Source organism: Pseudooceanicola atlanticus, from assembly GCF_000768315.1.
Lineage (GTDB): Bacteria > Pseudomonadota > Alphaproteobacteria > Rhodobacterales > Rhodobacteraceae > Pseudooceanicola > Pseudooceanicola atlanticus.
The window spans coordinates 42,683-65,135 of sequence record NZ_AQQX01000007.1 but is presented as its reverse complement, the minus strand read 5'-3'; the positions used below and the strand labels follow the sequence as shown (position 1 = coordinate 65,135).

General features: G+C 66.0%; 18 protein-coding genes. 4 read left to right on the top strand and 14 right to left on the bottom strand.

Translation table 11 applies throughout. From position 1 onward, the window contains the following. The first annotated feature begins 32 nt into the window (after positions 1-32). Genes ATO9_RS15705 through ATO9_RS15690 form a run of 4 tightly spaced genes read left to right on the top strand, consistent with a single transcriptional unit; the run spans position 33 to position 6,334 of the window. A complete protein-coding gene (locus tag ATO9_RS15705; RefSeq protein WP_052418373.1) occupies positions 33-1,916 on the top strand; it encodes a TRAP transporter permease in 1,884 nt (627 codons plus the stop codon). An 8-nt stretch (positions 1,917-1,924) separates the two neighbouring features. Then, positions 1,925-3,223, top strand: a complete 1,299-nt coding sequence (locus tag ATO9_RS15700; protein ID WP_052418372.1) for a DUF1254 domain-containing protein — start codon at positions 1,925-1,927, stop codon at positions 3,221-3,223. Continuing rightward, complete coding sequence (locus tag ATO9_RS15695; protein ID WP_202902150.1) at positions 3,216-4,247, top strand: TAXI family TRAP transporter solute-binding subunit; 1,032 nt, start codon at positions 3,216-3,218, stop codon at positions 4,245-4,247. The genes ATO9_RS15700 and ATO9_RS15695 overlap by 8 nt, the downstream gene beginning before the upstream one ends. After that, positions 4,247-6,334, top strand: a complete 2,088-nt coding sequence (locus tag ATO9_RS15690) for an acetate--CoA ligase family protein (protein WP_043751267.1) — start codon at positions 4,247-4,249, stop codon at positions 6,332-6,334. The genes ATO9_RS15695 and ATO9_RS15690 overlap by 1 nt, the downstream gene beginning before the upstream one ends. Before the next feature lie 163 nt (positions 6,335-6,497). Here the strand turns inward: ATO9_RS15690 and ATO9_RS15685 are convergent, their stop codons facing one another. The 14 genes from ATO9_RS15685 to mmsA all read right to left on the bottom strand — a co-directional run bounded on the left by ATO9_RS15685 (position 6,498) and on the right by mmsA (position 22,426). After that, positions 6,498-7,493 carry an aldose epimerase family protein gene (locus ATO9_RS15685; protein WP_043751265.1) on the bottom strand — a complete coding sequence of 332 codons (996 nt, stop codon included), beginning with the start codon at positions 7,491-7,493 and terminating at the stop codon, positions 6,498-6,500. Continuing rightward, complete coding sequence (locus ATO9_RS15680) at positions 7,490-8,335, bottom strand: SMP-30/gluconolactonase/LRE family protein (RefSeq protein ID WP_043751262.1); 846 nt, start codon at positions 8,333-8,335, stop codon at positions 7,490-7,492. The genes ATO9_RS15685 and ATO9_RS15680 overlap by 4 nt, the downstream gene beginning before the upstream one ends. After that, a complete protein-coding gene (locus ATO9_RS15675; RefSeq protein ID WP_043751479.1) occupies positions 8,332-8,937 on the bottom strand; it encodes a 2-dehydro-3-deoxy-6-phosphogalactonate aldolase in 606 nt (201 codons plus the stop codon). The genes ATO9_RS15680 and ATO9_RS15675 overlap by 4 nt, the downstream gene beginning before the upstream one ends. After that, positions 8,931-9,827: a 2-dehydro-3-deoxygalactonokinase gene (locus ATO9_RS15670; RefSeq protein WP_043751259.1), complete on the bottom strand. Its 897-nt coding sequence runs from the start codon at positions 9,825-9,827 to the stop codon at positions 8,931-8,933. Before ATO9_RS15670 ends, ATO9_RS15675 begins: the two co-directional genes overlap by 7 nt. Continuing rightward, on the bottom strand, positions 9,824-10,789 hold the full coding sequence (gene yjfF, locus ATO9_RS15665; RefSeq protein WP_043751256.1) for a galactofuranose ABC transporter, permease protein YjfF: 966 nt from the start codon (positions 10,787-10,789) through the stop codon (positions 9,824-9,826). Before yjfF ends, ATO9_RS15670 begins: the two co-directional genes overlap by 4 nt. Further along, positions 10,786-11,811: an ABC transporter permease gene (locus tag ATO9_RS15660; RefSeq protein WP_043751254.1), complete on the bottom strand. Its 1,026-nt coding sequence runs from the start codon at positions 11,809-11,811 to the stop codon at positions 10,786-10,788. Before ATO9_RS15660 ends, yjfF begins: the two co-directional genes overlap by 4 nt. After that, the gene (locus ATO9_RS15655) at positions 11,808-13,322 is read right to left on the bottom strand and encodes a sugar ABC transporter ATP-binding protein (RefSeq protein ID WP_052418371.1); all 1,515 of its coding nucleotides are present in this window, start codon (positions 13,320-13,322) and stop codon (positions 11,808-11,810) included. Before ATO9_RS15655 ends, ATO9_RS15660 begins: the two co-directional genes overlap by 4 nt. Positions 13,323-13,418: 96 nt before the next feature. Continuing rightward, entirely contained in the window at positions 13,419-14,366 is a 948-nt protein-coding gene (ytfQ, locus tag ATO9_RS15650) for a galactofuranose ABC transporter, galactofuranose-binding protein YtfQ (RefSeq protein ID WP_043751248.1), read from the bottom strand. A gap of 100 nt (positions 14,367-14,466) precedes the next feature. Next, a complete protein-coding gene (locus ATO9_RS15645; RefSeq protein WP_043751245.1) occupies positions 14,467-15,990 on the bottom strand; it encodes an aldehyde dehydrogenase (NADP(+)) in 1,524 nt (507 codons plus the stop codon). Between the two features lies 1 nt (position 15,991). After that, positions 15,992-16,954: a Gfo/Idh/MocA family protein gene (locus ATO9_RS15640; protein ID WP_043751242.1), complete on the bottom strand. Its 963-nt coding sequence runs from the start codon at positions 16,952-16,954 to the stop codon at positions 15,992-15,994. Then, positions 16,941-18,686: an L-arabinonate dehydratase gene (araD, locus tag ATO9_RS15635; protein ID WP_043751240.1), complete on the bottom strand. Its 1,746-nt coding sequence runs from the start codon at positions 18,684-18,686 to the stop codon at positions 16,941-16,943. The genes ATO9_RS15640 and araD overlap by 14 nt, the downstream gene beginning before the upstream one ends. An 8-nt stretch (positions 18,687-18,694) precedes the next feature. Next, positions 18,695-19,687, bottom strand: a complete 993-nt coding sequence (gene araD1, locus ATO9_RS15630) for an AraD1 family protein (RefSeq protein WP_043751237.1) — start codon at positions 19,685-19,687, stop codon at positions 18,695-18,697. Positions 19,688-19,691: 4 nt separating this feature from the next. Further along, complete coding sequence (gene mmsB, locus ATO9_RS15625; RefSeq protein ID WP_043751234.1) at positions 19,692-20,897, bottom strand: multiple monosaccharide ABC transporter permease; 1,206 nt, start codon at positions 20,895-20,897, stop codon at positions 19,692-19,694. Then, positions 20,894-22,426 (bottom strand): multiple monosaccharide ABC transporter ATP-binding protein, encoded by a 1,533-nt coding sequence (mmsA, locus tag ATO9_RS15620; RefSeq protein ID WP_043751231.1) that lies wholly within the window; start codon positions 22,424-22,426, stop codon positions 20,894-20,896. Before mmsA ends, mmsB begins: the two co-directional genes overlap by 4 nt. Between the last annotated feature and the right edge of the window lie 27 nt (positions 22,427-22,453).

Below are 22,453 nucleotides of genomic sequence, written 5' to 3'. Positions count from 1 at the left end.
GGAGAGGAGACCGGCCCCGACGGAGGAGATTCATGGCACTTACGCTCTCGCGCAAGTTCGGGCTGACGCTCGGCGTTCTGCTGGCATTGCAGGCAATTTACACCGCCTATTTCGGCATGTTCGAACCCGGGCTGCACCGGACGCTGGCCTTTGGCGCCTGTATCCTCGCGGCCGTTTCGATCCGGCCGTTAGCCGCACGGCTGGAGACGCCCACGCCGCTGAAACTGGCGCTGTGCTGGACCATCGACATTGCCCTAATGGCGATCATTTTTGCAGCCCTGCAGCGGTTCATCGCCACCGCAGACGCGATGGAGAACATGCTGATCAGCTATTCCACCACGGATCAGTGGTTGGCCCTGCTGGCGCTCTTCGCCTGCGTGGAGCTGACACGGCGTGAGTTCGGCCTTGGCCTGACAATCGTCGCAGGCGGGGTGTTGGCCTATGTGCTGTGGGGCGAAAGCCTGCCGGGCATGTTCCGGCATGCGGGCTTCACCCTCGACCAGATCGTGCAGGGCACATGGTACGGCTATGCCGGGGTGTTCGGCCTGCCCGTCTCGGTCGTGATCGAGCTTTTGTTCATCTACATCGTCTTCGGCATGGTGCTGGAGGCCACGGGCGCCGGCCACGCCCTGATCCGCATCGCGATCCGGTTGACCGGCCGTGTCGCTGGCGGCCCGGCCCATGCCTCCATCGTCGCCTCGACGCTTTTCGGTTCGATGTCCGGGTCTGTCACTGCAAACGTTGCTGGAACCGGGACCTTCACCATCCCCATGATGAAACAGAAGGGGTTCCGCCCCGAATTTGCGGGCGCAGTTGAGGCCGCGGCATCGACCGCAGGTCAGTTCATTCCGCCGGTGATGGGGGCCGTGGCCTTCATGCTGGCCCAGTTGACCAGCACGCCCTACCTGCTGGTCTGTGTCGCGGCTTTGGTGCCCGCGGCCGCCTATGTCTCGGCCCTGTTCCTGGCCGTCTGGCTTGAGGCGCGGCGCAGCGGCATCGGTTCGACCGCGCCCGAGGAGATGCCCGTCCTGAACCGGCGCGACGCCGTGGAAAGCCTGATGTTCATCATCCCGATCCTCACCGTGATCGCGATCCTGATGATGGGCCGGTCCCCGGCCATGGCAGGTTTTGGCGCGACGGTCACGGCGCTGGCGCTTGGCTTTCTCAACCCCGAGGTGCGGAAGAACCCCTGGCGCCTGGTCGAGGCGCTGGCCAAGGGCGGCATTTCGGGCGCGCGGATCATGATCGCCGTCGGGGCCATCGGCATCGTCGTGGCGGGCATGAACCTGACCGGGCTGGGCCTGAACTTCGCCCAGGCGGTCGGATCGCTCGGGTCGCAGAACCTGTTCCTGTCGCTGATCCTGACGGCGCTGGCCTGCCTGGCGCTTGGCATGGGGATGCCCACCCTGCCCGCCTACCTGATCATCGTGCTGGTGATGGGCCCGGCCCTGTCGGCCATGGGGGCCCCGCGCATCGCCGTGCACATGTTCGTGCTGTATTACGCGGTGCTGTCGGCGATCACCCCGCCAGTGGCGCTAGCCGCCTTCGCCGCCGCCCCGATCGCCGACGCGAACCCGATGAGGATCGGCGTGGTGGCCCTGCGGCTGACCATCGTCGGTTTCATCGTGCCGTTCCTCTTCGTGCTGAACCCGTCGTTGCTGTTGATCGAGAATTTCGACATTGCCGATTTCACCATCGGCCTGCTGCGGATCATCTGCATCACCTGGGCGCTGTCCGCAGCACTGGCCGGGTTCGGGGTCGCACGCCTGCAACCGGTCTGGCGCGGAGCCTATATCCTGGCCGCCGCCCTCTGCCTGGCCCGCGGGACAGAGATCGACGTGATCGGCTTCGGCCTCGTCATCGCGATCCTCGTGGGCGAGGTTCTCCGCCTTCGCGCGCACCCCAGAACGGCATGAGGTCCCCGATGCTTCAGACCAAGGTGAAACCCGATCTGCGCGACATCGCACAAGAGGCCTATACCTTCACCCTGCCGCTTGTCGCGATGGAGAGCTTCCGCCGCCGCCGCATGTCCCTGGGGCCGATGAACGAGATGTTTCACGCCCGCAAACTGCTGCATTTCAAGTCGCGCCACATCACCGCGCCGAACAACGACACGCTCTATTCGAATGCCTGGCTCGACCTGAGGCAGGGTCCGGCGGTGATCGACCTGCCCGAGACCGGGGATCGCTACATTTCGGTCGCCGTTATGGATATGTGGACCGACAATATCGCCATTCTCGGCACCCGGACGACGGGCGGCTCTGGCGGTCGCTACACCATCGTCGGGCCAGATGCGGGCACCGAGGGGATCGAGGGGCCGGTGATCCGGTCGACCACGCCGATCTGCTGGGTGCTGGCGCGTATCCTCGTCGCGGGCCCCGAAGACCTGGCCGAAGCCCGGGCAGTTCAGGACGGGCTGGTGCTGCAGATGCCGCCTCCGCCCAATACCCCTGTGGGCGATCCGGCGCAGGGAACCCGCATCGCGCCCTGGTCGGAATATTTCGCCCAGGCGGCCGAGCTGCTAAGGCTGCACCGGCCTCGGGCAACCGATATGGGGGTGATGCAGCGCATTGCGCCCCTGGGCCTCGACGATTCCGACGGGTTCGATCCCGACCGTTTCGATGAGGACGAGATCGCGCAGATCGCTGCTGGCGTCGCCGATGCCCGCCGCACGCTAGAAGGCGGAATGATCATGGCCGCTGACGGGGACGGATGGCTCGACCCGAAATCGGGTCTCGGCTTCTACAACCAGGATTACGAATTCCGTGCCCGCGTGGCCATCGGCGGCCTCGGCGCGCTGACGCTGGAGGAAGCGACGTATTTCCCGGCGAAGTCCTTCGGCGGCACCGCGTTGGACGGGCGGCAGATGATGCGCTGGCACATCCCCGCCGACCAGCCGATCCCTGTCAACGCGTTCTGGTCGCTGTCCATGTACGAACCGACGGAGGACGGAGAGCTGTTCTTCATCGAAAACCCGCTCTCGCGATACGCCATCGGCGACCGGACCCCGGGACTGGTCCGCAACCACGACGGATCGCTGGATATCTGGATCGGCCACGACAGCCCCGGCGCAGAGGACGAGGCCAATTGGCTGCCCGCGCCCGCCGGTCCTTACACACTGCTTTTGCGAGCCTATTTCGCGAAACCGGAGCTGCTGGAGGGACGCTACGACATCCCCGAACCACAGCCCGTCATTCAAGGGAGGAGACCCAAACATGACTAAGATGACCCGCCGGACGGCCATGGGCAGCATGGCCGCGCTCGGCCTTGCCTCGACCGCGATCCCCGCCTGGGCCCTGCAGGAAAACCTGCGGGTGCATACCGGATCGCCGGGCAGTTCGACCTTCACCTTCACCACGACGATGCAGACGATCGTGCAGCGCGAAACCCCGATCAAGATGAACGTGACCTCGGGCCAGACCGCGACACGCTCGACCCTGGATGCGGCGAACGGCAACGTGGACCTGTTCATCTCCTCGCCCGCTATCAATTACTACATGAGCGAAGGCATCCAGATGTTCAGCGGCATGGCCAACGCGCCGGAGCTGTTCAAGAATGTCCGCCAGGTGGTGAACTTCCCGCTCGGGCCGTATCACATCATCACCTACGCGGATTCCGGGATCGAAACGCTCGAGGATTGCCGCGGGCGCCGCATCTTCATCGGCCCCCCGGGTGGCGCAGCGACGACCGTCGGACTGGCCATCATGGAAAGCGCGACCGGCATGAAGCCTGGCGATTACGAACAGGCAAAACTGGACTGGTCTTCGGGTCAGCAGGCATTCCAGGACCGCCAGGTCGATCTTGCGATCATTCCGACCGAACTGCCTTCGGCCTCGATGATGCAGTTCGCCCTGCTGGGCAAGATCAAGCTGATCACCATCCCGGACGAGGCCCTGACCCGTGGACCGCTTCAGGATATGCTGAAAATCCCGGGCCGCACCATGACCGAGATCCCGCCGGACATCTATGGCGAGAACCAGGTCAATGAAGACCCGATCGCCGCCGTCGGCAGCTGGGTGGGCATCGGATCGCATGTGGGCGTGGACGCCGATACCGTCTACGCGGTCACCAAGGCCATGTTCGAAAACCTGCCCGACATGCATGCCGCCGCCGACTGGATGGATTACTTCACCACCGACACGGCCCTTCTCCAGCTGAACGCGCCGGTCCATGCCGGGGCCTATCGCTGGTACAAGGAGAACGGCGTCGAGGTGCCCGAGGAATATATCCCGCCGGAGGCCGTGTAATGCTCGACAACGGCAAGCAACGCGCCGATCTCGACGCCGTTTTCCGCCCCCGTTCGGTGGCGGTGATCGGTGCCTCGGATACCGAAAGCAAGATCGGTGGCACGCCGCTGTATTATCTCAGGTCCCGCGGCTACGCGGGGCGTGTGATCCCGATCAACCCGAAAGCCCCTGAGATCCAGGGGCTTCCGGCCTATGCCAACATCAAGGATGCGCCGGGTCCGATCGACCTGGCCATCATCGCCGTCCCCGCCAGCCTGGCCGTCCAGGCCTTGCAGGATTGCGCGGATGCGGGTGTGAAGGGCGTGGTCATGTTCTCCTCCGGCTTTGCCGAGATCGGCGAAGAAGGTGCCGCGGCCCAAAGCCAGATGCAGGACATCGCCCGCAAATCCGGGCTGCGACTGATGGGGCCGAATTGCCTTGGCTTCATGAATATCGAGGAAAAGATCTTCGCCACCTTCGCGCCCGTCGTGAAGGCGGGCGTCGCCCCCAAGGGCCGGATCGGGCTGGTCAGCCAGTCCGGTGCCTTCGGCGGGTTCGCCTTCTCGGTGGCCCGCGAACGCGGCATCGGTCTCAGCTACTGGATCACCACCGGGAACGAAGCCGATCTCGGCTTTGCCGAAAGCGTGGAATGGCTGGCGACCGATCCCGGCACAGACGTCATCGTCGGCTACATGGAAGGCTGCCGTGATGGCGACGGCCTGCGCCGTGCACTGGACGCCTGCCGAAAGGCCGGCAAGCCGCTGGTCGTCTGCAAGGTCGGCAAGACCGAGGCCGGTGCCAAGGCCGCCGCGTCCCACACCGCCGCACTGGCGGGCGAGGATGCGGTTTTCGAAGGCATCTTCCGCCAGTACAACGTGCTGCGCGCCGACAGCATCGAGGAATGCCTCGACATCGCCTATGCCGCCTCGATCGCGGGCCTGCCCAGCGGCAACCGCGTCGGGTTCTACACCGTTTCGGGCGGTGCCGGCGTGCTGATGGCGGACACCGCCGAAGCCCACGGTCTGGACGTTCCGGAATTCACCCGCGCCACTCAGGACAAGGTGCTGGAGATGGTGCCCTTCGCCGGGACACGCAACCCGCTCGACATCACCGGGCAGGTCGGCCAGATCCCCGGCGCGTCGCGAAAGGCCCTGGGGCTGATCACGGCCGACGGGACCTGTGACACGGTGGTCAGCTTCATCTCGGCCGCCGGCCTGTCGCCTTTGGGGTTGGAAATCGCCGAAGATATCGCCGCGGTACGGGCCCAGTCGCCGGACGTGCTACAGGTCGTGTCGACCCTGCCCAGCCCCGAATTCCGCAAGGCGGTCGAGGCGGCGGGTGTGCCGGTCTTCGAAGACCCCAACCGCGCGGTCAAGGCCGTGGCGGCCCTGGCACGGATCAATCGCGGGTTCCAGCGAACGGACACCGCGCCCGACGCCCAGCCAACACCACTAACCGTGCCCGAGGCCTGCACCGAACCGCTGGCCCTTGCCGCGCTTGGCAAGCAGGGCCTGCCGGTCGTCGACTTCCGCCACGTCGCCACCGCCGCCGAGGCTGGTCAGGCGGCGGAGGAACTGGGCGGTCGCGTCGTCGTCAAGATCGTGTCGCCGGATATCGGCCACAAATCCGATATCGGCGGGGTGGAACTGAACCTGAGCGGACGCGCCGAGGCCGAAGCCGCCGGAGAGCGCATCCTCGCCGCGGCGGGAGCCAAGGCGCCCGGGGCCCGGCTCGACGGCCTGATGGTCGCGCCGATGCGACGGGGCGTGGCCGAATGCGTGATCGGCGTGCAGCGTGACCCGACCTTCGGGCCGGTCGTGATGTTCGGCCTGGGCGGTGTCCATGTCGAAGCGCTGCGCGACGTGGTCTTCCGCGCCGCCCCGTTTAGCGAGGACGAGGCCCATGCCATGATCCACGAGGTCCGGGCGATCCGCCTGCTGACCCATCCGCGTGGGTCCGACCCTGCCGATATCGGTGCACTGGCGCGACTGCTGTCTCAGGTCAGCCAGATCGCAGCGGCCTCTCCGGGGCTGGAAAGCGCCGACATGAATCCCGTGCTCGCCATGACCGATGGCGCGCTCATCCTGGACGCCCTGCTGCTGGACTGAGCCGCGGGTGCGACGACTACCCCCCGTGTCGGCCGTGTTCGCCTAGTGCGGATGCGGTCGATCGGCGGTTTGGCTATTGGGCGATCGCTTTGCCGGACCCGAAGGTGATAGTGTGCCCATAAGGTCGGGACGTCAGATCAAGCGTCGGACTTGCGGAGCAGGCCTAGTCCGCACCATCCCCGAAGAACGCATAAGTCGTCTCCGTCCGATAGGTCTCTCCCGATCGCAGAATGCAGCCGGGGAAATCCGAACGGTTGGGGCTGTCCGGCCAGGCCTGCGTTTCCAGTGCCATCGCGGCTTTCGGTTGCAACGCCCTGCCCTCATGCCCCCGCGCCCCGCCAAGATGCGCGCCGTCATAGACCTGCAAGCCCGGTTCGGTGGTCGCGACCTGCATCGCCAAACCGCTGGATGGGCTGATCAAGCGGGCGACCGGACGCATCGGCGCTGCGCCGTCCGACAGGCAGAAATTGTGATCATAGCCAGCCTGCCCGACCACCCGCGCCGACCGGAAATCGAACGCTGTTCCCGAGACCGGCATCGGCGGCCCCTCTGGGATCAGGTCGGCGTCGACGGGCAGGTAATGCTCTGCCGCGATTTCCAGCAGGTGGTCCGTGATCGTTCCGCTGTCATCCAGCGCGAAATAGCCGTGATGGGCAAAGCTGCAGGGCGTGGCGCGGGTCGTCCGGGCCTCGATCACCACGCGAAGGCATCCCGGCGGTTCGATACTGTAGCAGGCGCATACCGTCATCTCACCCGGGAAACCCATATGTCCGTCGGGCAGTGTCAGAGTCAGGCGGATGCGATCCTGCCGAACCTCGTCAGCCGTCCATAACAGGTTGCCGGCGCCCTCGGCCCCACCATGCAAGGTATGTCGGTCCAGAAAATTGGGATCGGTGGCAAAGGTCTCTCCGTCCAATGCGAAGCGCGCCTGCCCGATCCTGTTGGCAAAACGGCCGACGATGGCGCCGGCATAGACCAATTCTTCCAAATAGGGGGTTAGCGTGTCCGCCCCGATCACCACGCGCTGGCCGCGATGGCGCAGGTCCTGCACGGTGGCACCCCAGGTCATGACCCAGGCCTCCAGATCACCCGCCGCGATGCGATACCGCTCGACGGAGCGCCCGTCCGGCAAATGGCCGAAGACCTCCAGCCCGCTCATGCGCGAACCTTCGGCACCGGCAACCCGGCGCAGCCGGGATCGACCGCGAAGGTCTGCCCGTCGGAGGCTGTACGCTCGGCCAGGCCTTCCCAGGCGCTCGTGACGAACATCTGGTCCAGGCCCGCCCCGCCGAAACAGGGACATGTCGTCAGCCGCGCAGGCAGGTCGATCACCCTGTCCGCCCGTCCGTCCGACAAGTAGCGCACGATCCGGCCCGCGCCCCATTGCGCGTTCCACAGGCCGCCCTCTGAATCCACGACCGCGCCATCGGGGTTCAGCCCCTCGCTGCGCAGATCGACGAAGACGTCCGACGGGCCATCGGGCCAACCATCCGCATCCAGCGGCACGGTCCAGATCCGCTGTCGCGGCGTGTCCGCGTAATAAGCCCTGCGTCCGTCCGGCGCGAAACATATCGCGTTCGGGATCGTGATTTCCGGGAAGAGCCGCTCAAGCCGACCCTCGAAATACCGATAAATCGCGCCCGCGCGCGGTTCGGCCTTCTTGCCCATCGTCCCGATCCAAAAGCCGCCCATGGGATCGGCCCGCCCGTCATTGGACCGGGTGTCCGGCCTGTCGGGCTCCAGCGCCACGATCAGCTGTCGTGCCCCGGTGACGAGGTCAAACCGGTAGAGCCCGATTTCGGTGGCCACGATCAGCCTGTCCCGGTCGATCCAGCCCGCGGCGGAAGCGTGTTCGCCCATGTCCCAGACTTGCGCGCCCTCCGCGCCACGCGACAAAAGGCGATGCCCCAGGATGTCGAACCAGAACAGCGCCTGCCGTTCGGGATGCCAGAACGGCCCCTCGCCCAGTTCGCAGGGCGCTTCGTCAAATACACGCGTCATCGCATCGCCTCGTCATATGCAGCAACCAGCCGGGCGGCCTTGTCCGCGACCACGTCTGCCGAGTCTCCGGGCCGGTAGAGCGCGGTGCCGACCCCGAACCCCGACGCCCCCGCGCCGATCCACTCGGCGAAATTCTCAGGCCCCGCACCGCCGACGGCCAGCACCTTTGCGTCGGGCGGCAGGACGGCGCGGATCGCGGCCAGCCCGGCGGGACCGATCAGCGATGCCGGGAACAGCTTGATCGCATCAGCCCCTGCCCGCAGGGCCGCAAAGCATTCCGTCGGGGTCATCGCCCCGGGGCAGGAGGTCAGGCCCAGGCGTTTCGTTTCCTCGATCACCGCCGTGTTGGTATCGGGCGACACGATCAGCCGCCCGCCCGCATCCGCCACATCGCGCACCTGGGATGGCTCAAGCACTGTGCCCGCCCCGACCTCCGCCTGGTTGCCAAAGGCCGCGGCAAGGCGGGCGATGCTGTCCAGTGGATCGGGCGAATTCAGCGGCACCTCGATCCGGGTGATCCCGGCGGTGATCAGCGCCTGCCCGACGGCTTCGACCTCTGACGGCGTGATGCCGCGCAGGATGGCGACGATCTCTCTCACGATGCGTCCTTTCCGAAATGGTGATGGGCGAGGCGCAGGCCCCTGAGCGTCAGCGCCTCCGCCCCGAAACTCTCGGCCCCCTGCCCGGCGGCCTGCAGGGCCCGACGGTAGAGATCGACCAGCCGGTCGTCGCCCACCAGCGCCACCGGGCGATCCCGCCACAGGTCGCGCAACGCGGCCACCTCATGCCCGATCAGAAGCCCAGACAAGCGCCCCCTGGCCGCGCCGGGACGGAAGCCGTCCAGCAGGGCCGCCGCGCGCAGACCGAAAAGATCGGCGGCCAAGGCCTCGGTCGACTGCATCGCCTCTGCGCAGGCGTCATCGAAGGCAGTGTCGTCCCACCCCTCTGCAGTGAAACTCGCAAGGGTGGATCGCGCGCTCAGCAGTTCGAACAGCTCTCCGGTCATGGCGGTTCGGAAGCTTTCAACCTGTCCATCGGCCACGCGCACCCATTTCGTGTGTGTCCCAGGCAGGCAGATCACACCGTCATGGTCCGGATGGTCCGACAGGAAGCCCGCGATCTGCGTTTCCTCACCGCGCATCACGTCGGGCGGCGCGGATTGGCTGAGGCCGGGGATGATCCGCACCGACAGGCGCGGATCGGTGGCGGCGATCGCCTCGGGCCAGGTCACGGGGGCGCAGGGCACGGCGGTATAGGACACCTCCTGCCAGCCGGTCCGCGCCCCCGCCATGCCGCAGATCAGAACCTCGACTTCGCCGATATCGGGCACCAGATCGCCCGCCGCGGCCAGGAAGGCCGGTTCGAATTCCGGCGGCGACAGGCGGCCCATCCCGGCCTCGGACGTCGCGGTGGCGATCACCTCTCCATCCGCGTCCATGGCCCAGAGACGCAGCCGGGACGTGCCCCAATCCACCGCGATCCAGGCTGTCATGCCCCGGCCCTTGCCGTGGTGACCCGCAGCAGCCCCTTCTGCAACAGGATGAAGGCCAGCAGCAGCAGCCCGATGATGATCTTGGTCCACCAGCTGGACAGGGTGCCATCGAAGACGATGTAGGTCTGGATCAGCCCCATCGTCAGCACCCCGATCAGCGTGCCGAAGACAAAGCCGGCGCCCCCGGTCAGCAACGTGCCCCCGATCACCACGGCGGCAATCGCGGTCAGCTCGGTCCCCACCGTGGCCAGCGGATAGCCGGAGCTGGTGTAGATCGAGAAGACGATGCCCGAGAGCCCCGCCATCAGGCCGGAGAACGCATAGATCGCGACGGTCGTGCGCCCGACCTTCACGCCCATCAGCCGCGCGGTCGCCTCTCCGCCCCCAAGGGCGAAGACCGAGGCGCCGAAGCGGGTGCGATGCGCGACGATCATGCCGACCAGCACGGTCAGCAGCATGACCACCCCGATCAGGGTCAGCCGCCCCTTGCCCGGCATCAAGTAATAGGCGTCATCCAACAGGTCATAAAACGCATGGTCTATCGGCACGGAGTCGATCGTCAGCATGTAGGCCGCGCCTCGGGCCAGGAACATCCCCGCCAGCGTCACGATGAAGGGCGGCATGGCCAGCGCGTGGATCAACCACCCCATGGCTGCGCCGAAAGCGGAAGTCACCACCAGCAGCAATGCGAAGACCACCAGCGGGTGCAGCCCGCTGTCGCGCAGCATCACCGCGATGAAGACACCGGAAAAGGCGATGACCGAGCCCACCGACAGATCGATGCCGCCCGACAGGATCACCACCGTCATGCCGACCGCGACGATGCCCAAATAGGCGTTGTCGGTCAGCAGGTTGCCCACCACGCGGGTCGACAGCATGTAGGGGAATTGCATCACGCAGATCACCCAGGCCAGCAGGAAGATCGCGATTGTCGCGGCCAGCGGATAAAGGCGGGGGTTCATTGGCCGGTCTCCTTCGCGGTATCCATCGCACGTTCACGCCGTGCCTGCGCGGCGCGGCGCAAGGCGTACCAGTGATGCGCCAGGTTCGGGCTCTGCAGGACGAGGATGACCAGGACGAGGCCCGCTTTGATGACGAGGTTGTATTCCGACGGGAACCCGGCCAGCAGGATGCCCGTGTCGACGGTCTGGATGATCAGCGCGCCCAGCACCGACGCGGCGATGGAAAACCGACCGCCCAGCAGGGAATTGCCGCCGATCACCACCGCCAGGATCGCATCCAGTTCCAGCCACAGCCCGGCATTGTTGGCATCGGCCCCGCGAATGTCGGCTGTGGCGACGATCCCCGCCAGCGCCGCACACAGGCCGGAGGCCACGTAGACCGCGATCAGCAGAACCGTCGCATTGACCCCCGCCAGGGCCGAGGCCGCACGGTTCACGCCCACGGCCTCGATCAGCATGCCCAGGGCCGAACGTCGCATCAGCAGCGCCACCGCCACGGCCGTCAGCCCCCATAGCAGCGCAGGCGCCGGGATCCCCAGCAGGTCGCCCGAGCCGAAAAAGGCCATGCCGTCATGGGAAAAGGTCAGGATCCGCCCCTCGGTGACCAGCTGCGCGATCCCCCGTCCTGAGGTCATCAGGATCAGCGTCGCCACGATGGGCTGGATGCCGATGATCGCCACCAGCGTGCCGTTCCACAGCCCCGCCAGCACGCCGGCCAGAAGCGCCAGCGCCAGTGCGCCGCCCAGGCCATACCCTTGGGTAATCGACCAGGCCGCCACCGCGCCGGTGATCGCCATGGTGGTGCCGACGCTCAGGTCGATGCCCCGCGTGGCGATGACGAGGGTCATGCCGACGGCCAGCAGGCCAACCGGTGCGCCGCGTTTCAAAATGTCCATGATCGGACCGACAAGGCGGCCGTTCACCACCTCGATCCGCAGGAAATCGGGGAAGAACAACGTCACCAGCGCCACCAGCGCGGCCAGGGTCAACAATTGCGGGGTCACGCGGCGCAGGGCGGTCATACCGAAGCCTCCGCCTGGTCGCGGCCCGGCGCAGCGATGGCGCGGACGATGGTGTCGGTGGTGATCTCGGAGCCGGTCAGTTCAGCCACGTGCCGCCGATCGCGCACCACGATGACCCGGTCGGCCACGGCGATCAACTCGTCCAGTTCGGACGAGATCACGAGGATCGACATGCCCTGTGCCGTCACCTGCTGGATCAGCCTCAGGATCTCGGCATGGGCGCCCACGTCGATGCCGCGGGTCGGTTCGTCCAGGATCAGGAAGCGCGGGTTCATCGCCAGCCAGCGGGCCAGCACGACCTTCTGCTGGTTGCCGCCCGACAGGTCCCCGATGGGCTGTTCCGGGCCGGAGGTGCGGATGTCCAGCTTTTCGATATATTCATCGGCCAACCTCAGCTGTTCCGCCCGGGGCACCGGTCGCGCCCAGCCCCGGCGGGCCTGCAAGGCCAGCGCGATGTTCTCACGCACAGACAGATCGGCGACGATGCCGTCCTCCTTGCGCTCTTCGGGGGCAAAGCCGAACCCCGCCGCGATGGCCGCGCGGGGCGAGGACAGGTCCAGCGCGCCGGACTGGTCCCGCGCCCCGCCGCTATGGGCGGCGGCGAGGCCGAACATCAGCTCCGCACTTTCGGTACGGCCCGACCCCAGCAGCCCGGCCAGCCCCAGCACCTCGCCCTCGCCCACCGTCAGGTCGAACGGCTCGACATGGCCGCGCCGGCCGAAATTTTCGAACGCCAGCAATTCGGGCCGGTCCTGTGCCACATGCGTCTTTGCATGGCCCACCACTTCGTTTTCTAGCGCGCGGCCCAGCATGTGTTCGATCAATTGCACCCGGTCCAGGTCGGCGGTGCGTTCGGTCGTCACCTTCTGCCCGTTGCGCAGCACGGTGACCCGGTCGGTCAGCTCGAACACCTGGTCCAGGAAATGCGAGACGAAGACGATGCCCAGCCCGCGATCACGCAGCCCGCGCACCACGTCGAACAGCGTCTCTACCTCGCGCGCATCGAGACTGGCTGTCGGTTCGTCCAGGATCAGAACCTTGCCCGAAAGCGCAACCGCGCGGGCAATCGCGATGATCTGGCGGATCGCGACCGAATAGGCCGACAGGTCCCGGCCCACATCGATATCCAACCCGTAACCCTCCAGCATCGCTTCGGCCTGCCGCCGCTGTGCGCGGCGGTCGACCATGCCGAACCGGGTGGGTTCCTGCCCGAAGGTCAGGTTCTGCGCCACGGTCAGGTTGGGCAGCAGGTTGACCTCTTGGTAGACGGTGCCGATGCCAAGCTCCTGCGCCTCCGAGGTCGAGCGAGGCGACACCGTGGCGCCATCCAGCGCGATCACGCCTTCGTCGCGTTCATAGGCCCCGGTGAGGCACTTGATCAGAGTCGATTTCCCGGCGCCGTTTTCACCCAGAAGGGCGTGCACCTCTCCGGCGGCAAGGTCGAAATCGACCCGGTCCAGCGCCTTGGTGCCGGGAAAGGTCTTGGTCAGGGATCGGATCGTCAGAAGCATGTCGCACCGGAAAGTCATATCTGACCGCGCGAGCCCAAGGGGCCCGCGCGGTAAAACCGGCAGCAGACAGGGCCGCCGCCGGTTCTCAGGTCGGGATCAGTAGCCCAGATCCTTGCGGCGCTCGTATTCACCCGCCGGATCGTCGTCCTGGGTGTAGAGCTTCGACTCGGTCTGGATGAACTTCGCCGGTTCCGTGCCGTCGGCCATGTAGGCCTTCAGTGCGTCGAAGGCCGGGCCAGCCATGTTCGGCGTCAACTCGACCGTTGCGTTGGCTTCGCCGGCGGCCATCGCCTGGAAGATATCCGGCACCGCGTCGATCGACACGATCAGGATGTCCTCGCCCGGCTTCAGCCCCGCTTCCTTGATGGCCTGGATCGCGCCCACGGCCATGTCGTCGTTATGGGCATAGAGCGCACAGATATCCGCGCCGCCACCCTCGGCCTGAAGGAAGCTTTCCATGACTTCCTTGCCCTGGGCTCGGGTGAAATCGCCGGTCTGCGAGCGTACGATCTCGATATTGTCTGCGCCTGCGATGCCCTTTTCGAACCCGGTCTTGCGGTCGATGGCAGGCGACGACCCGGTTGTGCCCTGAAGCTCGACCACGCGGCATTCCGCACCGTCCACCGCATCGACCAGCCACTGACCGGCCACTTCACCTTCGTGCACGAGGTCGGACCCGACAGCGGTCAGGTAGAGCGACTTGTCGCTGTCTACCTGGCGGTCCAGCAGAACGACGGGGATCTCGGCTTCCTTGGCTTCCTCAAGCACGCTGTCCCAGCCGGTCGCCACGACCGGCGCCAGCAGGATCGCATCTACGCCTTGGGCGATGAAGGACCGGATCGCGGCGATCTGGTTTTCCTGCTTTTGCTGCGCATCCGAGAACTTCAGGTCAATGCCCCGCTCTTCGGCCTGCTGCTTGGTCAGCGTGGTTTCTGCCGCACGCCAGCCGGATTCCGACCCGATCTGGGAAAAGCCGACGGTCTGGGCCATGGCAGCAGATGCGCCAAAGGCTATGAAAGCCGCGCTCGTAAGTAATTTCTTCATTGGTATTCCTCCCTTGGGATGACGGACCCATTTCCTCCCCGGGTCCTGTCCACCGGCGGCGGACCATCCGCCGCCGATACTCTCTGTTCCCGGCGCGCCGTCAACCGTCCTTCAAATCCTCCGGCAACAGCGCGTCGGGAATATTCTGGAACGACACCGGACGCAGGAACCGGCGAATGCCGAGACTGCCGACCGAGGTCGCGCCGAAATTCGTGGAAGCCGGGAATGGGCCGCCATGCACCATGGCATCGGCCACCTCGACCCCGGTGGGAAAGCCATTGGCCAGCACCCGCCCCGCCATGCGTTCCAGCACGGGCATCAGGGGGCGGGCGGCCTCGATATCGCCGTCCTCCATCTGCAGCGTGACAGTCAGCTGACCGTCGAAGGACCTGGCCACATCAAGCGTTTCCGCCAGTGATGCCGTGCGGACGAGGATCGCGGCGGGGCCGAACATCTCGTGCGCGAGGTCGGGATTGGCCAGCCATTCGGCGCCAGTGACCTCGAAGACGGCGGGCAGACCGCAGCGATCCGGCGCTTCTGCCGCGTCGGTCAGGCGATGTGCCTTGCCCGCAGTTTCGGCCACCGCCGCACTGTAGCCCTTGGCGGTTCCGCCGGTCAGCATCGGCTGCGGCGCGACCTCGGTCAGCGCGGCCAGTGCGGCTTCGCGGAAAGCATCCCCATCGGCCCCCTGCGGCAGGACGACGATGCCGGGATTGGTGCAGAACTGGCCCACGCCCATGGTCAGCGACCCGGCCCAGGCCTTCCCGGTTTCCGCCGCGCGTGCCGACAAGGCGGCGGGCATGACGAAGACCGGGTTGATCGAGCCGAGCTCTCCGTAGAACGGGATCGGTTCGGGCCGCGCCATGGCAAGGTCGAACAGCGCCTTGCCGCCCCGGAACGATCCGGTGAAGCCGACCGCACGGATCAGCGGATGCTGGACCAGTGCCTCGCCTGCCTCGTTGGTATTGGACTGTACGAAACCGAATGTCCCCTTGGGCATGCCGGTCTTTTCGATGGCCGCAGCAATGGCCTGTGCGACCAGTTCGCCCGTCGCCGGGTGGCCGGGATGGCCCTTGTAGACCACCGGGCAACCGGCGGCGAGCGCCGCGGCGGTGTCACCCCCGGCGGTCGAGAAGGCCAGCGGGAAGTTCGACGCGCCAAAAACCCCGACCGGCCCCAGCGGCCGTTGGATCAGCCGCAGATCGGGCCGCGGCAGCGGCTGGCGGTCGGGCAGCGCCGCGTCGTGGCGCACGTCCAGGTAATCGCCCTTGCGGATATGGTCGGCGAACATGCGCAGCTGCCCCGTGGTGCGGCCACGCTCGCCTTCCAGCCGTCCCTCCGGCAGGCCGGTTTCGGCGGAGCCATACGCTGTAAGTTGATCGCCTCGAGCCTCGATCTCATCCGCGATTGCCTCAAGGAAACGGGCGCGGGTCTCGCGGTCGGTCCAGCCATAGGTGGCGAACGCCTCTTCCGCGGCCTGGACGGCGGCGTCGATCTCTGCCGCCCCGCCGCACTGGACGCCGACCGCGTCGCCGGTAACGGGGTCCGAGGTGAAGGCCGGACCGCCATCGGTCCATTCGCCTTTGATCAGGTGTTTGCCGGTCAGGGGTGCGCTGTCGAGCATGTCAGCTCTCCTCCAATGTCGGGTCAATGAACTCGGGCGCGTCAAGGCGCTTGCCGAGGGTGAAAGCGTCGGCCACCAGCACCATGGGGCGCAGGTCGACCTCGGATGATGTCGTGGCCAGCAGGTCGGCGAAGCGGGCATAGAGCCCGTCATATTCTCCGTGGATGCCGGGTTCCTCCCAGCCCTCGCCCTGCTGCGCGCCGCCGTCGATCTCCATGATCGCGCCGCCTTGGTTCAGCGTCAGGGTGCCGGCGTCGGTTTCGATGATCTGCCGCCAGAACGGGTCGCCCTCATAGAGGAAATCGACATCCGCCGTGACCAGCGGGCCATCGGGGCCATCCATACGGATCTCGCCCGCGATCGGCGTTTCGCAATTGGTCGGAAAGCGCAGTTCGGCTCCGGTGACATGGACCTCCACCGGCAGGATCTCGGTCAGGATGGAAAAGGCGTTGATGGTGGGGTCGAAGATGCCTAGCCCCCCGGCCTCCCAAATCCATTGCTGGCCGGGATGCCAGACGCGGACGTCTTCCTTCCAGTCGATCTTCACCGACCGGATCACCTTGTCTGCCAGCCACGCCTTGGCGGCCGGAACAGAGGCTGCGTGCCGCGAATGCCAGGTGGCAAAGAGGCTGAGGCCCTTTTCTGCAGCCAGCGACTGGAGCGCATGCACTTCGGACAAAGACGCCCCGGGCGGCTTTTCCAGCATCACGTGGCGCCCGGCCACTAGGGCCGCGCGGGCACCGGCATAGCGAACCTGCGGCGGCGTACAGTAACTGATGGCGGGAATGTCGGGCCGGGCCTCCAGCAGCGCCTCGACCGTCTCGTAATTCTCGATGCCCTCGACCCCGCCCGAGCGGCTGACCGTGGCGGCCAGGTCGAACGCATCCGAGGCCGCGAGGGCCGGAATATGCTGGTCGCGGGCGATCTTGCCGATGCCGACCAGTGCGATTTTAGTGGCTGTCACGGGGCACCTCGTTTCCTCTGCATCCTTTCAGGAAGCTGAAATCTGCACCCGTATCCGCGCCCTCGACTGCATCATGATAGAGCCGGGTATAACCGCCATTCGCAGCGGGAATTTCGGGCGGGGTCCAGTCGGCCAGGCGCGCGGCGATCTCCGCGTCCGTCAGGTCCAGGTGGATGCGCCGGTTGGCGACATCGACCTCGATCATGTCGCCGGTCTGCACGATGGCCAGCGGGCCACCGGCGGCAGCCTCCGGCGCGGTGTGCAGGATCACGGTGCCATAGGCGGTGCCCGACATGCGCGCGTCAGAGATCCGCACCATGTCGGTGATGCCCTTCTTCAGCACCTTGGGCGGAAGGCCCATATTGCCGACCTCGGACATGCCGGGATATCCCTTGGGCCCGCAATTCTTCAGGACCATCACGCAGGTCTCGTCGATGTCCAGCGCGTCGTCGTTGATCTTGGCCTTGTAGTCGTCGATATCCTCGAAGACGACCGCCCTGCCCCGGTGCTGCATCAGTTCGGGCGTGGCGGCGGAGGGTTTCAGCACGCAGCCCGCCGGCGCCAGGTTGCCCTTCAGAACGGCGATGCCCCCCGATGCGGTCAAAGCCTTGTCGGCGGGCCGGATCACGTCCTCGTTCCAGTTCACGGCATCCTTGACCTCGTCCCAGATGGCCCCGCCCGAGACGGTCAGCGCCTCGCGGTGCAGCATCCCGGCCTCGCCCAGGCGTTTCAGAACGACGGGCAGGCCACCGGCATAGAAGAACTCCTCCATCAGGTACTTGCCCGACGGCATCAGGTTCACGATCGTCGGAACGTCACGCCCCAGCCGGTCCCAGTCGTCCAGCGTCAGGTCGACGCCGACCCGGCCCGCCATGGCCAGCAGGTGGATCACCGCGTTGGTCGAGCCACCGATGGCCCCGTTCACGCGGATCGCGTTCTCGAACGCGTCCTTGGTCATGATGTCCGAGGGTTTCAGGTCGTCCTTGACCATCTGAACGATGCGCCGTCCGGTCATCTGCGCCATCACCCGGCGCCGCGCGTCGACGCCCGGGATCGCTGCGTTGCCCGACAGCGCCATGCCAAGCGCCTCGGCCATCGACGCCATGGTCGACGCGGTGCCCATCGTGTTGCAGGTGCCGGAGGAGCGGCTCATGGCCTGCTCGGCTTCCAGGAAATCTTCCTGGCTCATCTTGCCGGCCTTGATATCCTCGCTCATCTGCCAAAGCGCGGTGCCCGACCCGACCCGTTCGCCCCGGAACCAGCCATTCAGCATCGGCCCACCGGTCACGACAATCGAGGGGATATCCGTGGAGGCCGCGCCCATCATCAGCGACGGGGTGGTCTTGTCGCAGCCCACCAGCAGCACCGCCCCGTCGATAGGCTGGGCGCGAATCTGTTCTTCGACCGCCATGGCGGCAAGGTTGCGATACATCATCGCCGTCGGGCGGAACGTGTTCTCGGAGGCCGAGAAGACAGGCACCTCGACCGGGAAGCCCCCGGCCTCCCAGACGCCAGCCTTCACCTTTTCCGCCAGCTCGCGCAGATGGCCGTTGCAGGGGGTCAGTTCGGACCAGGTGTTCAGGATGCCGATGACCGGGCGGCCATCGAACAGGTCATGCGGGTAGCCCTGGTTCTTGAGCCAGCCGCGATGGTAGATATTGTCCCGCGACGTGCCGCCGTACCATTCCTGGGACCTGAGTTTTCTGGGCCATTCGGCCGGAGTAAAGGTCATGGCAATCCTCAGAGCGTGCGGATTTCAGTGCGCGGTTCGGGAGCCCCGAGCGGCGTGTAGGCCAGCGTGTTGCGCAGCGGCAGGCCGAAAGGCTCGGCCTCGATCTCGAAGATGTCGCCGTCGCGGGTCTGCACGCCATCGGCAAAGGACAGCGTGGCGGTCCCGAACATGTGGACATGCAGGTCGCCCGGCTGACGGAACAGCGGATACTTGAAATGGTGGTGTTCCAAGTTGGCGAAGGAATGGCTCATGTTCGCCTCGCCCGACAGGAACGGCTTTTCAAAGATCACCCGGTTGCCGCGATAGACGCGGCTGGTCCCCTCCACGTGGTCCGGCAGGTCACCGATCAGCAGTTCCGGCCCGATGGAGGCGGGGCGCAGCTTGGAATGCGCGAGGTAGAGGTAATTGCGGCGCTCCATCACGTGGTCCGAGAACTCGTTCGCCAAGGCCCAGCCCAGGCGGACAGGCGTGCCGTCGGGGGCGATCAGGTAGATACCCGCGATCTCGGGTTCCTCCCCGCCATCCTCGGCAAATTCCGGTGAAGCCAGTTCGCCCGCCGGCGCTGCAAGCACCGTGCCATTGCCCTTGTAGAACCATTCCGGCTGGACCCCGGCGGCCCCGTTGGCGGGCTTGCCGCCCTCGACGCCCATCCGGAACATCTTCATGCTGTCGGTCTCGTCGCCGGTCGCCTTCTTGTGCATCTCGGCCCGGGTGGAGGCCGATCCAAGATGGGTCAGCCCGGTTCCCGTCAGGTGCAGATGCGCCGGATCGGGATGCGTCACGGGCGGCAGCAGGCGGTGCGAGACGTAAAGCGCATCCAGGTCCACCGCGCCGTTCATCCCGAGCGATGCGATCCTGTCGCGCAGGCCCTGCCCCTTTTTGAGACATTCCATGGCCAGCGCATAAAGCGACAGGTCGGTCTTCACCTCGTAGGCCTCGGTCCCATCACGGGCGACGATCTGCGGGGTTCCGTCCTCGCGGGCATATTGGGAAAGCAGCATGTCGTTAGCCTTTCTGCTTGTTCAGCACGTCGAAGATCACGGCAGCCAGCAGCACGAGGCCCTTGATGACCTGTTGCCAGTCGATGCCGATCCCCAGGATCGACATGCCGTTGTTCATGACCCCCATGATGAAAGCACCGACGACGGCCCCCACCACGGTGCCCACGCCACCCGACATCGACGCACCGCCGATGAAGACCGCGGCGATCACGTCCAGTTCGAACGCGACACCCGCCTTGGGCGTCGCGGTGTTCAGCCGCGCCGCGAAGACAAGCCCTGCCAACGCCGCCAGCATCCCCATATTGGCGAAGGTCAGGAAGGTCAGGCGCTGAGAGTTGATGCCCGACAGGCTCGCCGCCTTCTCGTTGCCGCCGATCGCATAGATGCGGCGGCCGAAGGTGGTGCGCGAGGTCAGGAAGGAATAGATCGCGATCAGCAGCGCCATGACGATGAAAACATTCGGCAGCCCCCGGAAATCCGCCATCAGCCAGGACATATAGACGAGCGCCCCGAAGATCAGCAGGTTACGACCGGCGAAGAAGGCGAAGGGTTCGGCCTCGGCCCCTGCAGCGACCTGGCGTGCCCGGGTCCGGATCGCGAGCCATAGCAGCAGCGCGGCCACGGCGACCCCTGCGAAAAGCGACAGCAGGTTCAGGTTCTCGCCGCCGAAGATGTCCGGAACGAAGCCAGAGGAGATCAGGCGAAACTCCGGCGGGAACGGCCCCACGGATTGCCCGGCCAGCAGCCACAACGTCAGACCCTTGAAAACAAGCATACCAGCTAGCGTCACGATGAACGACGGTATCCGGAAATAGGCCACCCAGAAGCCCTGCGCGGCGCCAATGGCGGCCCCGGCGGCAAGGCACAGGATAGCGGCGATCAGCCAGGGGATCTCCCAGTTCACGATCATCACCGCGGCCAGCGCGCCAATGAAGCCCAGGACCGACCCGACCGACAGGTCGATATGTCCGCAGACGATCACCAGCAGCATGCCTACGGCCATGATGACGATGTAGGAATTCTGCAGGATCAGGTTGGTCAGGTTGACCGGTTTCAGCAGGATGCCCCCGGTCGCGACCTGGAAGAAGGCCATGATGACCACAAGCGCGATCAGGATGCCGTATTCCCGCAGGTGGCCCTTGAGGAACTGCCAGCCCGATTTCTGGGGGCTTTCGCCCCGGCCGGTGGTTTGTGTGGTTGTGTCGGTCATGCGACTTCTCCCGACTTGACGATCATTGACATGATCTTTTCCTGGCTGGCCTCTCCGGTCGGCATTTCGCCCACGAAGCGGCCCTCGTTCATGACGTAAAGGCGATCCGTCACGCCCAGCAGTTCGGGCAGTTCAGACGAGATCACGACGATCGCCTTGCCCTGCGCCGCGAGGTCACGGATCACGGTGTAGATTTCGTACTTGGCCCCGACATCGATGCCGCGGGTCGGTTCGTCCAGGATCAGGATTTCCGGATCGGCGAACAGCCACTTGGACAGCACGACCTTCTGCTGGTTCCCGCCCGACAGGTTCACGGTCGCCTGCTCGATCGAAGACGACTTGATCGCCAGCTTCTTGCGGTACTCGCTGGCCACCTCGGCCTCGCGGTTGCGGTCGACGATGCCGTTGCGCGCGATGGCCGGCAGGTCCGCCATGGGCACATTGCGCCGGATCGTGTCATCCAGGACCAGACCATAGGTCTTGCGGTCCTCGGTGGCATAGGCCAGCCCCGCATTGATCGCGCGGCGCACGGTCGACAGGTCGGCCGACGCGCCGTTGATCGCCACGTAGCCCGAGATATCGCGGCCATAGGACCGGCCGAACAGGCTCATCGCCAGTTCCGTGCGCCCCGCCCCCATCAGGCCGGCAATGCCCAGCACCTCGCCCTTGCGGACATGAAAGCTGACATCGTCCACGACGCGACGTTCGGGATGCAGCGGGTGATGGACGCTCCAGTTGCGCACTTCCATCGCGATGTCGCCCGGCCTGGCGTCGCCCTTGGGCGGATAACGATCCTCCAGCGCGCGCCCGACCATGTTGCGTACGATGTCATTCTCGTCCACGCCATCGGCGCAGTTCATCCGCGCCACCGTCGCGCCGTCACGCAACACGGTGATCGTGTCCGCGACCTTCGACACCTCGTTCAGCTTGTGCGAAATCAGGATCGAAGTCAGACCCTTATCGCGGAAATCCATGAGCAGATCCAAAAGCTTGGCGCTGTCATCCTCGTTCAGGGACGAGGTCGGCTCGTCCAGGATGAGCAGGCGCACATTCTTGGACAGCGCCTTGGCGATCTCGACCAGCTGCTGCTTGCCCAGGCCAAGATCGTCTAGGATCGTCTCGGGGTTTTCGTCCAGACCGACACGGGCCAGAAGCTCCGCGGCGCGGTCATGGGTCTCGCGCCAGTCGATGATGCCCTTCGCGGCGCGTTCATTGCCCAGGAAGATGTTCTCGGCCACCGACAGAAGCGGGATCAGCGCCAGTTCCTGGTGGATGATGATGATCCCGATGTCTTCGCTGTCGCGGATTGACCGGAAGCCGCGCGGCTGGCCGTCATAGACGATCTCTCCGTCGAAGGACCCGTCGGGATAGACCCCGGACAACACCTTCATCAGGGTCGACTTGCCCGCGCCGTTTTCACCGACCAGGGCGTGTATCTCGCCTTCGGCGACGGACAGCGTCACGTCGTCCAGCGCCTTCACACCGGGGAATTCCTTGGTGATCCCGCGCATTTCCAAAATAATCGACATCTGGGGGCTCGTACTTTCGGGAAGCAC

Coding starts and splice junctions, on each gene's coding strand:
- ATO9_RS15680 (WP_043751262.1), bottom strand. CDS start 8,335: ATGACGCGTGTATTTGACGAAGCGCCCTGCGAACTGGGCGAGGGGCCG.
- ATO9_RS15645 (WP_043751245.1), bottom strand. CDS start 15,990: ATGCTCGACAGCGCACCCCTGACCGGCAAACACCTGATCAAAGGCGAA.
- ATO9_RS15655 (WP_052418371.1), bottom strand. CDS start 13,322: ATGCTTCTGACGATCCGATCCCTGACCAAGACCTTTCCCGGCACCAAG.
- mmsA (WP_043751231.1), bottom strand. CDS start 22,426: ATGTCGATTATTTTGGAAATGCGCGGGATCACCAAGGAATTCCCCGGT.
- araD1 (WP_043751237.1), bottom strand. CDS start 19,687: ATGCTGCTTTCCCAATATGCCCGCGAGGACGGAACCCCGCAGATCGTC.
- ATO9_RS15685 (WP_043751265.1), bottom strand. CDS start 7,493: ATGAGCGGGCTGGAGGTCTTCGGCCATTTGCCGGACGGGCGCTCCGTC.
- ytfQ (WP_043751248.1), bottom strand. CDS start 14,366: ATGAAGAAATTACTTACGAGCGCGGCTTTCATAGCCTTTGGCGCATCT.
- ATO9_RS15700 (WP_052418372.1), top strand. CDS start 1,925: ATGCTTCAGACCAAGGTGAAACCCGATCTGCGCGACATCGCACAAGAG.
- araD (WP_043751240.1), bottom strand. CDS start 18,686: ATGACCTTTACTCCGGCCGAATGGCCCAGAAAACTCAGGTCCCAGGAA.
- ATO9_RS15670 (WP_043751259.1), bottom strand. CDS start 9,827: ATGACAGCCTGGATCGCGGTGGATTGGGGCACGTCCCGGCTGCGTCTC.
- yjfF (WP_043751256.1), bottom strand. CDS start 10,789: ATGAACCCCCGCCTTTATCCGCTGGCCGCGACAATCGCGATCTTCCTG.
- mmsB (WP_043751234.1), bottom strand. CDS start 20,897: ATGACCGACACAACCACACAAACCACCGGCCGGGGCGAAAGCCCCCAG.
- ATO9_RS15695 (WP_202902150.1), top strand. CDS start 3,216: ATGACTAAGATGACCCGCCGGACGGCCATGGGCAGCATGGCCGCGCTC.
- ATO9_RS15705 (WP_052418373.1), top strand. CDS start 33: ATGGCACTTACGCTCTCGCGCAAGTTCGGGCTGACGCTCGGCGTTCTG.
- ATO9_RS15690 (WP_043751267.1), top strand. CDS start 4,247: ATGCTCGACAACGGCAAGCAACGCGCCGATCTCGACGCCGTTTTCCGC.
- ATO9_RS15660 (WP_043751254.1), bottom strand. CDS start 11,811: ATGACCGCCCTGCGCCGCGTGACCCCGCAATTGTTGACCCTGGCCGCG.